This window comes from Streptomyces triticagri, assembly GCF_003429565.1.
Classification (GTDB): domain Bacteria; phylum Actinomycetota; class Actinomycetes; order Streptomycetales; family Streptomycetaceae; genus Streptomyces; species Streptomyces triticagri.
This window is the reverse complement of sequence record NZ_QUAK01000102.1, coordinates 36,608-50,187: the sequence shown is the minus strand read 5'-3', so window position 1 is coordinate 50,187 and position 13,580 is coordinate 36,608. Positions and strand designations below refer to the sequence as shown.

12 protein-coding genes are annotated in these 13,580 nt (G+C 71.6%); 10 read left to right on the top strand and 2 right to left on the bottom strand.

The window, feature by feature from the left end; translation table 11 throughout:
* Window positions 1-51: 51 nt before the first annotated feature.
* The 4 genes from DY218_RS18915 (at window position 52) to era (ending at window position 3,365) form a co-directional block, all read left to right on the top strand.
* Window positions 52-945: a helix-turn-helix transcriptional regulator gene (locus tag DY218_RS18915; RefSeq protein WP_233521704.1), complete on the top strand. Its 894-nt coding sequence runs from the start codon at window positions 52-54 to the stop codon at window positions 943-945.
* Between the two features lie 27 nt (window positions 946-972).
* Complete coding sequence (locus DY218_RS18910; protein WP_128557250.1) at window positions 973-1,326, top strand: cytidine deaminase; 354 nt, start codon at window positions 973-975, stop codon at window positions 1,324-1,326.
* Between the two features lie 416 nt (window positions 1,327-1,742).
* The gene (locus tag DY218_RS18905) at window positions 1,743-2,219 is read left to right on the top strand and encodes a hypothetical protein (protein ID WP_128557249.1); all 477 of its coding nucleotides are present in this window, start codon (window positions 1,743-1,745) and stop codon (window positions 2,217-2,219) included.
* Window positions 2,220-2,408: 189 nt separating this feature from the next.
* On the top strand, window positions 2,409-3,365 hold the full coding sequence (era, locus tag DY218_RS18900; protein ID WP_128557248.1) for a GTPase Era: 957 nt from the start codon (window positions 2,409-2,411) through the stop codon (window positions 3,363-3,365).
* 26 nt (window positions 3,366-3,391) lie between these two features.
* On the opposite strand, the gene DY218_RS18895 is transcribed toward era, so the two are convergent.
* Both DY218_RS18895 and DY218_RS18890 read right to left on the bottom strand, forming a co-directional pair.
* Window positions 3,392-3,658: a protealysin inhibitor emfourin gene (locus DY218_RS18895; RefSeq protein ID WP_128557247.1), complete on the bottom strand. Its 267-nt coding sequence runs from the start codon at window positions 3,656-3,658 to the stop codon at window positions 3,392-3,394.
* Between the two features lie 50 nt (window positions 3,659-3,708).
* The gene (locus tag DY218_RS18890) at window positions 3,709-4,782 is read right to left on the bottom strand and encodes a M4 family metallopeptidase (RefSeq protein WP_128557246.1); all 1,074 of its coding nucleotides are present in this window, start codon (window positions 4,780-4,782) and stop codon (window positions 3,709-3,711) included.
* Between the two features lie 295 nt (window positions 4,783-5,077).
* Here DY218_RS18890 and leuA point away from each other — a divergent pair, with 295 nt between their 5' ends.
* From leuA to DY218_RS18855, 6 genes are all read left to right on the top strand, one after another.
* Window positions 5,078-6,808: a 2-isopropylmalate synthase gene (leuA, locus tag DY218_RS18880; protein ID WP_128557245.1), complete on the top strand. Its 1,731-nt coding sequence runs from the start codon at window positions 5,078-5,080 to the stop codon at window positions 6,806-6,808.
* Window positions 6,809-7,073: 265 nt separating this feature from the next.
* Window positions 7,074-7,784 (top strand): TerB family tellurite resistance protein, encoded by a 711-nt coding sequence (locus DY218_RS18875; protein WP_407703655.1) that lies wholly within the window; start codon window positions 7,074-7,076, stop codon window positions 7,782-7,784.
* Window positions 7,785-7,945: 161 nt separating this feature from the next.
* Window positions 7,946-10,072 carry an MMPL family transporter gene (locus DY218_RS18870; RefSeq protein ID WP_128557244.1) on the top strand — a complete coding sequence of 709 codons (2,127 nt, stop codon included), beginning with the start codon at window positions 7,946-7,948 and terminating at the stop codon, window positions 10,070-10,072.
* Between the two features lie 89 nt (window positions 10,073-10,161).
* Complete coding sequence (locus DY218_RS18865; RefSeq protein ID WP_128557272.1) at window positions 10,162-11,472, top strand: sensor histidine kinase; 1,311 nt, start codon at window positions 10,162-10,164, stop codon at window positions 11,470-11,472.
* Window positions 11,469-12,137, top strand: coding sequence for a response regulator (locus DY218_RS18860; protein WP_128557243.1), 669 nt, complete (start codon window positions 11,469-11,471; stop codon window positions 12,135-12,137). The genes DY218_RS18865 and DY218_RS18860 overlap by 4 nt, the downstream gene beginning before the upstream one ends.
* Window positions 12,138-12,335: 198 nt before the next feature.
* Complete coding sequence (locus DY218_RS18855; RefSeq protein ID WP_128557242.1) at window positions 12,336-13,571, top strand: sialidase family protein; 1,236 nt, start codon at window positions 12,336-12,338, stop codon at window positions 13,569-13,571.
* Window positions 13,572-13,580 lie beyond the last annotated feature (9 nt).

Below are 13,580 nucleotides of genomic sequence, written 5' to 3'. Positions count from 1 at the left end.
CGACCTGTTGTGCCGGCCGCGGGCGGGGCGGTTGGGGCCCGGGGTGAGGGTGTGGAGCTGCCCGGTGTGCGGCTGGTGCCCGACGGCAAGGCTCAGCGGCTGCGTGAGTTGCGGGAGTTCCTGCGGGCGCGGCGGGCGCGGGTGACCCCGGCGCAGGCCGGTCTGCCGGACGGCGGGGCCCGTCGGCGTACGCCGGGGCTGCGCCGTGAGGAGGTCGCGGTGCTGGCGGGGGTGGGGGCGTCCTGGTACCAGTGGTTGGAGCAGGGGCGGGACATCTCGGTGTCGCCGCAGGTGTTGGATTCGGTGGCGCGGGTGCTGCGGCTGAGCGACGCCGAGCGGCGCCATCTCTATGTGCTTGCCGGGCTGAATCCGCCGGTGGCGCGGGTGGAGGCGGAGGATCTGCGGATGTGCGACGGCCTGCGCCGGCTGATCGACGCCTGGATGCCGTATCCGGCGCACATCATGGACGTGTACTGGAACTGCGTGATGTACAACGAGGCGGCGGGGGCCGTGCTCGGTATGCGCCCGGAGATCCGGCAGAACTGCCTGATCGACTTCTTCACGGACTCGGTCTACCGTGCGCGGTCGCGGAGTTGGCAGGAGAATGCGCGCGAGGTGGTGGCGCAGTATCGCGCGGCCTGGTCGGAGGCGCCGGAGGACGAGGGCTTCCGGGAGGTCGTGTCGGAGGCGCTGGAGGTGAGCCCGGAGTTCGCCGAGTTGTGGGAGCGGCACGAGGTGCGGCCGGGCGGGCAGATCGAGAAGGAGCTGGAGCATCCGGTGGTGGGTGCCCTGTACTTCGAGGCGACCCAGTTGCGGGTGCCGGTGCGGCCGGATCTGACCATCGTGCTGCACACTCCGCAGCCGGGCACGGACACGGCGGCGCGTACGCAGTGGCTGGCCTCGCCGGAGGGGCGGCGCGGGGCGATGTACCCGGTGGCGGGGTAGCGGGTGGCGGCTTCGTATCCTCGGGGCATGACCGAGAGCAGCGCGCTTGACCCCGAGGACCGCAAGATCGTCACCCTGGCCCGCTCGGCGCGGGCCCGTAACGGCGTGCCGGAGGGCGCGGCGGTACGGGACGACACCGGCCGTACGTATGTGGCGGGCACCGTGGACCTCGACTCGCTGAAGCTGAGTGCGCTGCGCACGGCGGTGGCGATGGCGGTGGCGAGCGGGGCGGAGTCCCTGGAGGCGGCGGCGGTGGTGTCCGCGGCCGCCGAGCTGAGCGCGGAGGACGTCGCGGCGGTGGGTGATCTGGGCGGTGCGGGCACGGTCGTGCTGCTTGCGGGGACGGACGGCGAGGTCCGCGACACGGTGCGGACGGGCTGAGGCGCTCCCGGCCGTCCGTGCGCGCGGCGTCCCCGGGGCCGGAAATCTTCCGCCCGGTCGGCCGGAAAGTCTCTGGCCGTCCTTCAAGTGCCTGAAGAATCAAGGGACTTGCTCTTGCGATCAACGGCGGTCCGCGCATCAATGGGTGGAGTTCATCCGACGGACCGTCAGATCCGCCGGCGGCGTGCGCACCCCGCCGCCGGGGACGGTCCTTCATGTGTATCCCCACACGCACATCACACGCACGTCACACGTACAACTCTTCGGACACGTACATCTCTTCGGCGCCGCACCCCGCTCCGGCAGTCGTTTTGGCATGCGCATGCTAGATCTCATGCATGCCGATCCTGCCGATCCGCGGACGCGGCGCCGTGCAACGGCACACCGACCACGACCCCCACAGGGAAGGTGAACCGATGAAGCGCACCAGAATCGGCATCGGCGCGGCACTCACGGCGGGCGCACTCGCCACGGCGGGACTCGTCTACGCCCCGGCCGCGGCGGCCGTCGAACCGGGCACGGCCACGGTCCAGGCGGACTGCGGGATCTACGGAGGCGGCGAGGCGACCCTGACCGCCACCCAGGACGGCACCACGGCGACCATCACGGTCACCTCCTCCGAGATCACCACCCCCGTCGCCGTCGAGGCGAACTCCGTCGAGACGACGATGACCATGGCGAAGGGCGACGGCGGCACCACCGAGTTCAGCGGCAGCAGCAACCCGGCGATGGAGGCCGGCGGCGGAGTCGACTCGGGACCGCTCACGGGCACCGTCGCGTCCGGCGACAGCCTGGACGCCTTCCCCGGCTCTCTCACCCTGGTCGTGATGGGCATCTCGGTGACCTGCGAGTCGACCGGGCCGCAGTCGCCGGGACCGTTCGTCTTCGACTGATCGCACCGCTCGCGCCCGACCGATCCCGAGGCCGGCGTACGGCTGATCCCCGTGTCCGGACTCCGGCCGAGCCCGATCCGGCGCGGACACCCACCCGTGCGGGCCGCCGCCCAGCAGCGACGGCCCGCACGGGGCACCCCGCCGCGACCGGCCCGGCCCTGGTCGGCCGGGCCCACCGCATCGGGGACAATGGGCCGCATGAGTTCACCCACCTCGTCCCAGGACCGGCCGCAGGCGCACCGCGCGGGCTTCGCCTGCTTCGTCGGCCGGCCGAACGCGGGCAAGTCCACACTGACCAACGCCCTGGTGGGGACGAAGGTCGCCATCACCTCCAACCGCCCGCAGACCACCCGGCACACCGTGCGCGGCATCGTGACCCGCCCGGACGCCCAGCTGATCCTGGTGGACACCCCCGGTCTGCACAAGCCGCGCACCCTGCTCGGCGAGCGGCTCAACGACGTGGTGCGCACGACCTGGGCCGAGGTGGACGTGATCGGCTTCTGCCTGCCGGCGAACGAGAAGCTGGGGCCCGGCGACCGCTTCATCGCCAAGGAACTCGCGAGCATCCGCCGCACGCCGAAGATCGCGATCGTCACCAAGACCGACCTGGTCGACTCCAAGACGCTCGCCGAACAGTTGATCGCGATCGACCAACTGGGCAAGGAACTCGGTATCGAGTGGGCCGAGATCGTCCCGGTCTCCGCGGTGGGCGACAAGCAGGTCCAGCTCGTCGCCGACCTGATCGCGCCGATGCTGCCCGAGAGCCCCCCGCTCTACCCGGAGGGCGATCTCACCGACGAGCCCGAGCAGGTCATGGTCGCGGAACTGATCCGCGAGGCCGCACTCGAGGGCGTACGGGACGAGCTGCCGCACTCCATCGCGGTGGTCGTCGAGGAGATGCTGCCCCGCGAGGACCGCCCGGCGGACAAGCCGATGCTCGACATCCACGCATTCGTCTACATCGAGCGCCCCAGCCAGAAGGGCATCATCATCGGCCCGAAGGGCAAGCGCCTCAAGGAAGTCGGCATCAAGTCCCGCAAGCACATCGAGGCCCTGCTCGGCACCCCGGTCTACCTCGACCTGCATGTGAAGGTCGCCAAGGACTGGCAGCGCGACCCGCGCCAGCTCCGCAAGCTCGGCTTCTGAAGCCTCGGCCGCGGACCTCGAGACCGTCAGGCGCCTTCCTTCAGCACCCGGGAGACCAGTCTGCGCTGCTCGTCGGACAGGCGGGGGTCCGCGCAGTACACCGTCCGGTCGTCCACGGTGATCTGGTAGCTGAACCCGTCGGGGACCCCGGCCGGGGGCGTGCTGCGCGCCGTCGCCACCGCCTCCTCGGCCAGCGCCTGCCAGTCACCGGCGTCGGCCCGCCCCGCGGTGTCCACCTCGGCGTGCCGCTCGATCCCGGCGAATCCGCCGGTACGCCTCACTCGGATACGCATGGGTCCCTGTCTAGTACGGGATCGGGGCGGGCGGTATCCCCCGCGGGCGGTCAGGAGGTCGGCACCCCGACCTGCGACCAGGCCTTGACGACCGCCTCGTGCTCGTCCCCGCTGCCGTACCGGCTGCTCGCGGCGGCCACCGTGGCCTTGGCGAACGCGGCGAAGTCGGTGTCCGGCTCCAGGGTGCCGCCGGTCAGGACGTCGTACCAGATCTGTCCGGCGCGTTCCCAGGCGTTCCCGCCGAGCGCCGTGGCGAAGAGGTGGAAGGCGCGGTTGGGGATGCCCGAGTTGATGTGCACACCGCCGTTGTCCTCGCCGGTGTGCACATAGTCGTCCATCGTGCCGGGCTGCGGGTCCTTGCCGAGGACGTCGTCGTCGTACGCCGTGCCCGGGGCCTTCATGGAGCGCAGTGCCTCGCCGGAGACGCGCGGTGCGAGCAGCCCCGCGCCGATCAGCCAGTCCGCCTGGTCGGCGCTCTGGCCCAGCGTGTACTGCTTGATGAGGGAGCCGAATACGTCGGACACCGATTCGTTGAGCGCGCCGGACTGGCCGAAGTACGCCAGATTCGCGGTGTGCTGGGTGACGCCGTGGGACAGTTCGTGGCCGATCACGTCGACCGGGATGGTGAAGTCCAGGAAGACCTCGCCGTCCCCGTCGCCGAACACCATCTGGTCGCCGTTCCAGAAGGCGTTCGCATAGTCCTTGTCGTAGTGCACGGTGGCGATCAGGGGCAGGCCGGCGCCGTCGATCGAGTCCCGGCCGTACGCCTCGAGGAACAGGTCGAAGGTCGCGCCGAGGCCCGCGTACGCGCGGTTGACGGTGGCGTCCGTGGTGGGCTTGTCGCCCTCGCCGCGCACCTTCTCGCCCGGCAGCTCGGTGCCGTGTCCCGCGTCGTGCACGGTCCGCTCCGGCTCACCGGCCGCGGCGGCGGCCGAGCGCGCGGCGGCGGTGGCGCCGACCACGGTGGTCAGGCGGCGCTGGGTGCGCTCGAAGGCGTCGCGCTGCAGGGTGCGCCGGGCGGGACCGGACAGGGCGGAGTCCCCGGACCGGGCGAGCCGGTCGAGGACATGGGGCGGCACGATCGTGCAGAAGATAGGCTCCACGCCTGCGGTGCTCTCACTCATGTCGGCAATGTGGCACTGCGTCACCGTTCTGTCACTACCGGCGACGAGGATTACCGAAATAGAGGGATCCATCACCTCCTGACCGTTACCGGCCCGCGGTCCCGCATACTGATACGGGCCTTCGCCGGGCGGACCACTCGGTTACGCTACGGACCATCATGCGTTTCGGGCTGCTTCTCCTTAGCTGCCGCGGCGAGGGCCTGTAGTCGAGGCCGACCCCCTCCCCGCGGAGTTCGGTGTTGCGCTACGACCCGTCGGCCGCCCCCTCAGCGGACCAAGAGGAGCCCCACGCATCATGCCGAACCACCAGCAGCCTTCCGGGATGCCGATCCACAAGTACCGCGGCTACGACGCCGTGGACATCCCCGACCGCACCTGGCCCGAGAAGCGCATCACCAAGGCTCCGCGCTGGCTCTCCACCGACCTGCGGGACGGCAACCAGGCGCTGATCGACCCCATGTCGCCCGCCCGCAAGCGCGAGATGTTCGACCTCCTGGTACGCATGGGCTACAAGGAGATCGAGGTCGGCTTCCCGTCCTCCGGACAGACCGACTTCGACTTCGTACGCTCCATCATCGAAGAGGGCGCCATCCCCGAGGACGTGACCATCTCCGTCCTCACCCAGGCCCGCGAAGAGCTGATCGAGCGGACCGTGGAGTCGATCGTCGGCGCCCACCACGCCACCGTCCACCTGTACAACGCGACCGCGCCGGTCTGGCGCGACGTCGTCTTCCGCGGCTCCCGCGACGCCGTCAAGCAGATCGCCGTCGACGGCACACGGCTGGTCATGGAGTACGCCGAGAAGCTGCTCGACGAGCGCACCGTCTTCGGCTACCAGTACTCGCCGGAGATCTTCACCGACACCGAGCTGGACTTCGCCCTGGAGGTCTGCGAGGCCGTCTGCGACGTCTGGCAGCCCGGCCCCGACCGCGAGATCATCCTCAACCTGCCCGCCACCGTGGAGCGTTCGACCCCTTCCACGCACGCGGACCGCTTCGAGTGGATGAGCCGCAACCTGACCCGCCGCGAGTACGTGTGCCTGTCCATCCACCCGCACAACGACCGCGGCACCGCCGTCGCCGCCGCCGAACTGGCCGTGATGGCCGGCGGCGACCGCGTCGAGGGCTGCCTGTTCGGCCAGGGCGAGCGGACCGGCAACGTCGACCTGGTCACCCTGGGCATGAACCTGTTCTCGCAGGGCGTCGACCCGGAGATCGACTTCTCGGACATCGACGAGATCCGCCGGGTGTACGAGTACTGCAACCAGATGGAGGTCCACCCGCGCCACCCCTACGCGGGCGACCTGGTCTACACCGCCTTCTCCGGCTCCCACCAGGACGCCATCAAGAAGGGCTTCGAGGCGATGGACACCCGCGCCGAAGCACAGGGCAGCACCGTCGACGACATCGAGTGGGCCGTGCCGTACCTGCCCATCGACCCCAAGGACGTCGGCCGCTCCTACGAGGCCGTGATCCGCGTCAACTCGCAGTCCGGCAAGGGCGGAATCGCCTACGTCCTGCAGAACGAGCACAAGCTGGACCTCCCCCGCCGCATGCAGATCGAGTTCTCCCGGCTGATTCAGGCCAAGACCGACGCCGAGGGCGGCGAGGTCACCCCCGAGGACATCTGGCGGACCTTCCAGGACGAGTACCTGCCGGCCGACCCCGCATCCGGCATCGAGCCCTGGGGCCGGATCCAGCTGCGCTCCGGGCAGAGCACGACCGACACCGACGGCGTGGACAAGCTCACCGTCGAGGCCGTGGTGGACGGCGTCGAGACCACCCTGGCCGGCACCGGCAACGGCCCGATCTCCGCGTTCTTCGCGGCCCTGCAGGGCATCGGCATCGACGTACGGCTGCTCGACTACCAGGAGCACACGATGAGCGAGGGCGCCTCCGCACAGGCCGCCTCGTACATCGAGTGCGCCATCGGCGACAAGGTCCTGTGGGGCATCGGCATCGACGCCAACACCACCCGCGCCTCCCTCAAGGCCGCGGTCTCCGCGGTCAACCGCGCCTCCCGCTGACCCCGTCCGCACCTCCGCGTCAGCTGCCGCCCGGCATCGCGCACGCAAGGCTCCGGCCTGCGGCGCGGCGCCGGGCGGCGGCCTTTCCCGACCCGCGCGGCACATCCGGTCTCGGCCAACTGATGTGCAAGGTACTGACGGCACATCATCCATGTGGCTAACATCACGCCAACGCGGGCTGCGCGTCCGAGGATTGGACACGCGGACGCCCGGGGTGCGGGAACGCGGTGCAACGGGGCACCGCGGTGCGTGACGGAGGTGCGACGTGCTGCCAGTTCGTGGTCGACAGACCCGCGGTCATCAGGGCCATCAGCCACGTATCTGCGGCGTTCGTACGGTGTGGACCACCGTCGGGGACGGCGAGTTCTTCTGCCCGGGCTGCGGCGGCGACCGCAACTACCGGCGCCGCACCGGACGCAGGCGCTTCACCCTGCTCGGGCTCCCGCTGCTGCCACGCGGCACCACCGGGCCGATCGTCGAATGTGCCGCCTGCCAGGCGCACTTCGGGCCCGACACCCTCGGACACCCCACCACCACCCGCTTCTCGGCGATGCTCAGGGACGCCGTGCACACCGTGGCCCTCGCGGTCCTCGCCTCCGGCGGCACCGCATCACGGCCGGTGCTGCGGACCGCCGTCACCACCGTGCGCTCCGCCGGATTCGCGGACTGCACCGAGGACCAGCTGACCACCCTCGTGGACGCGCTCGCCGCGGACACCGGCCGCTTCCCCGGCGGCGCGGACGACCCCACCGGGGTCACCCTGGCCATAGAGCTCCACGAGGCGCTCGACCCGCTCGCCCCGCACCTCGCCCCCGCAGGACGCGAGGCGATCCTGCTGCAGGCCGCGCACATCGCGCTCGCCGACGGCCCGTACACCCCCGCCGAGCGCGAGGTGCTCAGCACCGTCGGCGGCGCCCTCACCCTGCCCAGCGGCGAGGTGACCCGCCTGCTCGCCGCGGCCGGCACGCCCTCCTGACCGGGGCCCCCGCGCCCGCAGTACTCCCGCGGGAGTAATCCGGCGCCCCCGCCACCCCTCGCAGTACCCGCCGATTCGCCCTGTCGCCCGACGATTCGCCCTGCCCGCGACGGGAGTCTGGTCAGTGAACCGGACACCGTCCAGGAGGGGAGGACCCCGGCATGGGGCCCGTAACAGAACCACGAGGCAGGCGGCGGGTGCTGCCCTGGGCACTGGTCGGCCTGTGGGTGGCCGTACTCGCGCTCGTGCTGCCGTTCGCCGGCAAGCTCGGTGACGTACAGCGCGACCGCGCCATCGACTATCTGCCGGCCAACGCGGACTCCACCCAGGTCGCCCAGATCCAGGACCAGCTGCCCGGGGGCGAGACCACCGAACTGATCCTCGTCTACCACCGCGACGGCGGCCTCACCGACGCCGACCGCGACACCGCACGCGAGCAGGTCGCCGAGGTCGCCGACGCGCACGAACTGACCGGCACCCCGCGGGCCGTACCGTCGAAGGACGGCACGACCCTGATGTACCCCGTCTCCAGCACGGAACCCGGCCAGGACGAGGAACTGCGCGCCGAGTTCGTGGGCGACGTACGCGACACCGTGACCGGGGACGGCGGACTGAGCGCCGAAGTGGGCGGACCCGGCGGCCTCGCCATCGACGCCGACGAAGTCTACGAATCCCTCGACGGACCGTTGCTGTACACCACGGTCGCGGTCGTCGCGATCCTGCTGATCCTCATCTACCGCAGCCCGTTCCTCTGGCTGGTCCCGCTGATCGTCGCCGGCCTCGCCGACGCCCTGTCGCTGTCCGTCACCTACGGCCTCCACCAGGCCTTCGACATCTCGGTCAGCGGCCAGAGCACCGGCGTGATGACCATCCTCGTCTTCGGGGTCGGCACCGACTACGCACTGCTCCTCGTCTCCCGCTACCGAGAGGAACTCCGGCGCCAGGAACGGCCCTACGACGCGATGCGCAGCGCCCTGCGCGGCTGCGGACCCGCCATCCTGGCCTCCTCCGGCACCGTCTCGGCCGGCATGCTCTGCCTGCTCGCCGCCGACCTCAACAGCAGCAGCGGGATGGGCCCGACCGCCGCAGTGGGCGTGCTCTGCGCCCTGGTCGCCATGACCACCCTGCTGCCCGCGCTCCTGGTGCTGCTCGGCCGGCGGGTGTTCTGGCCGTACGTGCCCGCCTTCGGCAGCGAACCCAAGGCCCGCAGGTCGCTGTTCGCCGCGATGGGCAACTCCGCCGGCCGGCGCCCGATCACGGTGCTCGCCACCGGGGCCGTACTCCTCGGGGCACTCGCACTCGGGACGTTCAGCCTGCCCGGCAACGTCAAGCAGGAGGACAGCTTCACCTCGACACCCGAGGCGATCTCGGCGATGGGCACCCTCGCCCGCGCCTTCCCCGAGCAGTCCACCCAGCCCATCACCGTGCTCGCCCCGACCGCACGGGCCGACGACACACTCGCCGAGACCCGCGACACCGAAGGCGTACGCAGCGCCGAACGGGGACGCAGCGGCGAAGGCTGGACGGAGATCTCCGTCATCGCGGCGGGCGAACCGCAGTCCGCGGCGGAGACCGCCACCATCGAGCGGCTGCGCGCGGACCTCGACGGCGCACATGTCGGCGGACCCAGCGCACAGCAGCTGGACCTGGAGAACACCAACGCCCGGGACACCAAGGTCATCGTGCCCCTGGTGCTCGCCGCCGTCCTGCTCATCCTGGTGGCACTGCTGCGCAGCCTGGTCGCGCCGCTGATCCTGCTCGCGGCGGTGGTCGCGGTGTGGGGCGCCGCGCTCGGCGTCGGCGGACTCGTCTTCGACACGCTCTTCGGGCTCGAGGGGACCGATCCGGGGCTGCCACTCCTGTCGTTCGTGTTCCTGGTCGCGCTCGGCGTCGACTACGGCATCTTCCTGATGCACCGGATGCGCGAGGAGTCCCTGGCCGGCGCGGAGGCCGGCGACGCGGCGCTCACCGCGCTGCGCACCACCGGCGGTGTCATCGCCTCGGCCGGTCTGGTGCTCGCCGCCACCTTCGGGGTGCTCCTGTCGATGCCGATGGTGCAGATGGTCGAACTGGGCTTCGTCATCGCCCTCGGCGTCCTGCTCGACACCTTCCTCGTACGGACCTACCTGGTCACGTCCGCGAGCCTGGCGCTCGGGCGCAAGGTGTGGTGGCCCGGGCCGCTCAGCCGGCGGCCGGCGAGCACGGGGGAGCCGCCGCGGCCGCCCGCACCGGGCGGGGACCAGGGGACCGCACCGGCGGGTGCACCGCAAGGAGCGGGCCGTACGTGAATCCGCTTCTGCTGCAGCAGGATGGGGGCGTGCACACCACACGCCCCCATCCGGCGCGGGACGCCCCGCAGAGCACCGGCGCCCGCATCATGGCCGCGGTCAACCGCGAACCGATGACCGCGCCGCACCGGCACCGCAACGACGCCCTGATCGCGCTCGGCGCGCTGGCCGTCTCGGTCCTGCTCGGCTTCGTCACGCGCGACGGGCGGGCACCCGACGCCGTCGGCTGGGTGCTGCTCGTCGCCTCCGGGCTGCCGGTCGCCGTGCGGCGCCGGCACCCGCTCCTGGCGCTCTGCGCCTTCATCGCGATCGTCCTGCCGTACCACCTGCTCGACTACACGCACACGGCGTCGATGCCGCAGACCGTCATCCTGCTCTACACGGTCGCTGCCACCGGCCGGCCGCTGCGCACCCTGGTCGTCGGCGCCGGGCTCATCTCCCTGCTGCTCACGGTGGTGTTCGGCTTCGACTCCGAGCAGGGGCTCGAACTGCTCAGGATCTCCGGCTGGATCATCGCGGTCCTGGTGTTCGGCGTGGACGCCCGCTACTACCGGGGCTACGTCGCCGCCATCGTCGAGCGCGCGGTGCGCGCTGAACGCACCCGCGAGGAGGAGGCGGCCCGCCGGGTCGCCGAGGAGCGGCTGCGGATCGCCCGCGATCTGCACGACCTCCTCGCCCACAGCATCACCCTGATCGGCGTGCAGACCTCGGTGGCCGCGCACATACTCGCGGTCGACCCGGACCGGCTCGACCGGGCGGCGATCGGCAGGGCGCTCGACGACATCTCCGGCACCTGCCGCTCCGCGCGCGGTGAACTGCGCGCCACACTCGAGGTGTTGCGGGCCGGCGAGAGCGCCCGCACGGGAGAGCAGCAGCCGCCGGCGGCCGGCGGCCCGCTGCCCGGTCTCGACGGGCTCACCGATCTGGCTGCCGCGGCCCGCAGCGCGGGAGCGCGGGTCGACCTCGTGGTGGAGACGCGGTCGCCGCCGCCCGCGGTGGGCGCGGCGGTGTACCGGATCGTGCAGGAGTCGCTCACCAACGCCGTACGGCACGGCGGTTCCTCGGTCGCGGTCGAGATCGGCGTACGGGAGGAACGCCATGCCCTGTCCGTCAGCGTCCACGACGACGGAGGCACCGGCGCCCCCGAGCCCGCCGGGGCGCCCGGCTACGGTCTGGTCGGCATGCGGGAGCGCGCCCGCAGCGTCGGCGGCACCCTGGACGCGGGGCCGCGGGACGGCGGGGGGTTCTCGGTGCGGGCCGTTCTGCCGCTCCAACTGCCCGTGGGATTCGGGGGATCCGGGGGGGCCGTAGGATCTGCGGAGTCCGAGGGGGCCGCGGGGTCCGAAGGAGCTGCGGAGTCCCGAGGAGCTGCGGGGCCCGCGGGAGAGGAGAGCTCATGACCGTGCGTGTGCTGCTTGCCGACGACCAGGGCCTGGTGCGGGCCGCCTTCGCCATGCTGGTGTCCTCCGCGCCCGACATGGAGGTGGTCGCCGAGGCCGGCACCGGCCGCGAAGCGGTCGAACTGGCCCGCAGCGCACGGGCCGACCTGATCGTCATGGATGTACGGATGCCCGACCTGGACGGGATCGAGGCCACCCGCCGGATCGCGGCCGACGAGGACCTGGCCGGGGTCAAGGTGCTCGTCCTGACCACCTACGACACCGACGAGCACGTGGTGGAGGCGCTGCGCGCCGGCGCATCCGGCTTCCTGGTCAAGGACACCAGACCGGCCGAACTCCTCGACGCCATCCGGACCGTGGCCGCCGGCGAGGCCCTGCTCTCGCCCGGGCCGACGGCCCGCCTGATCGCCCGGGTGCTGCGCTCGCCGGACGCACCCGCCCCCACGGCCGGCGGTCCGGAGGGCCTGACCGAACGGGAACGCCAGGTCCTGGCCCTGGTGGCGAGAGGCCTGAACAACACCGAGGTCGCGGAGACGCTGGGACTCAGCCCGCTCACCGCGAAGACACACGTCAGCCGGATCATGGGCAAGCTGGGAGCGCGTGACCGCGCCCAACTCGTCATCGTGGCGTACGAGTCGGGGCTCGTGACGCCGGGCGAGAAGTAGCCGCGCGGCAGCAGGCCGCTGCCGCCTCCGCCACTCGCTCAACTCCCTTTCTGCGCAGACGTATTGCCGTGCATCTCTCTTGCCGTGCGTCACCGGCGTCGATACATTCACCGGACATCCCACGTCCCATGTTCCGCGTTCAGCGCGTCGCACCGCGCCCCGGCACGTCACGTCACGTCCAGCACATCAGGGAGAGCGATGACCTTCACGAGCCGTTCCATGCACGGTCGTTCCTTCGCCGCCGCCGGTCTCGCCGTGCTTGCCGCGGTCGCCCTCGCGGGGACCGCGGTGGCCGCGCCCGGACCCGCGGCGGCGCCCCGCACCGCGGGCGACTGCACCACGTCCGTGCCCTACCGGGCGGGCGAGTCCGGCTACGACACGTACCGGATACCGGCCGCCGTCAGAACCCGGGCGGGCACCCTGCTCGCCTTCGCCGAGGGCCGTGTCGGCGGCGCCGGGGACTCCGGCAACATCGACGTCGTCGTCAAGCGGTCCACCGACGGCGGCTGTACGTGGGGTCCGTTGACCCTGGTCGCGGCCGGCGACGGCGACACCCGGGGCAACCCGGCACCGGTCGTCGACCCGCGCACCGGCAGGATCGTCCTCGTCACCTCGTACAACAGCGGCGAGGTGTCCGAGGCGGAGATCATGCGCGGCGAGGTGACGCCCGAGCAGAGCCGCCGGGTGTTCGTGCAGACCTCCGCCGACGACGGCCGCAGCTTCACCCGGCCACGGGACATCACCGCCGACACCAAGCTGCCCCGGTGGCGCTGGTACGCCACCGGGCCCGGCCATGCGCTGGCCCTCACCCACGGTCCGCACAAGGGGCGCCTGGTGGTACCCGCCAACCACTCCACCTCGCCGCCCGAGGGATCCTCGGACACGGGCGAGGAGGCCAAGTACTACGGCGCGCATGCGATCTACAGCGACGACGGCGGTCGCAACTGGCGGTTCGGGTTCATCGAGGACTCGTACGAGGGCGTGTACAACGCCAACGAGTCGACGGTCGCGCAACTGCCCGACGGGCGGCTGTACTTCAGCGCGCGGGATCAGAACGGGAGCAGTGCGGGGAATCGGCTCGACACGTACTCGCTCGACGGGGGCGAGAGCATCGCGCGGGGGTACGAGGTACAGGCGTCGCTGAACGACAACCCTGTGGTGCAGGGGAGTGTGCTTCAAGTGGCGGGGCGGGGTGGGCCGTTGTTGTTCTCCGGGCCCTCCGTGCCCACGGCCCGGGAGGCGATGGCGATCTGGTCCTCGGCGGATGCGGGGGCGTCCTTCGCGAAGGCTGTGAGTCTGTCCGCGCAGCCGGCTGCGTACTCCGATCTCGTCCAGCCGGACCGGCGTACGGTCGGTCTCCTCTTCGAGACGGGGGTCGACGGGCCCTACGAATCCATCGAGTTCCACCGGGTCGCCGTGGCCGACTTGAGTTGAAATTCCCCA

Excerpts from the sequence above, each read along its gene's own strand:
- DY218_RS18865 (WP_128557272.1), top strand. The coding sequence starts at position 10,162 with ATGGCCGCGGTCAACCGCGAACCGATGACCGCGCCGCACCGGCACCGC.
- DY218_RS18890 (WP_128557246.1), bottom strand. The coding sequence starts at position 4,782 with ATGAGTGAGAGCACCGCAGGCGTGGAGCCTATCTTCTGCACGATCGTG.
- DY218_RS18905 (WP_128557249.1), top strand. The coding sequence starts at position 1,743 with ATGAAGCGCACCAGAATCGGCATCGGCGCGGCACTCACGGCGGGCGCA.
- era (WP_128557248.1), top strand. The coding sequence starts at position 2,409 with ATGGGCCGCATGAGTTCACCCACCTCGTCCCAGGACCGGCCGCAGGCG.
- leuA (WP_128557245.1), top strand. The coding sequence starts at position 5,078 with ATGCCGAACCACCAGCAGCCTTCCGGGATGCCGATCCACAAGTACCGC.
- DY218_RS18895 (WP_128557247.1), bottom strand. The coding sequence starts at position 3,658 with ATGCGTATCCGAGTGAGGCGTACCGGCGGATTCGCCGGGATCGAGCGG.
- DY218_RS18860 (WP_128557243.1), top strand. The coding sequence starts at position 11,469 with ATGACCGTGCGTGTGCTGCTTGCCGACGACCAGGGCCTGGTGCGGGCC.
- DY218_RS18910 (WP_128557250.1), top strand. The coding sequence starts at position 973 with ATGACCGAGAGCAGCGCGCTTGACCCCGAGGACCGCAAGATCGTCACC.
- DY218_RS18855 (WP_128557242.1), top strand. The coding sequence starts at position 12,336 with ATGACCTTCACGAGCCGTTCCATGCACGGTCGTTCCTTCGCCGCCGCC.
- DY218_RS18870 (WP_128557244.1), top strand. The coding sequence starts at position 7,946 with ATGGGGCCCGTAACAGAACCACGAGGCAGGCGGCGGGTGCTGCCCTGG.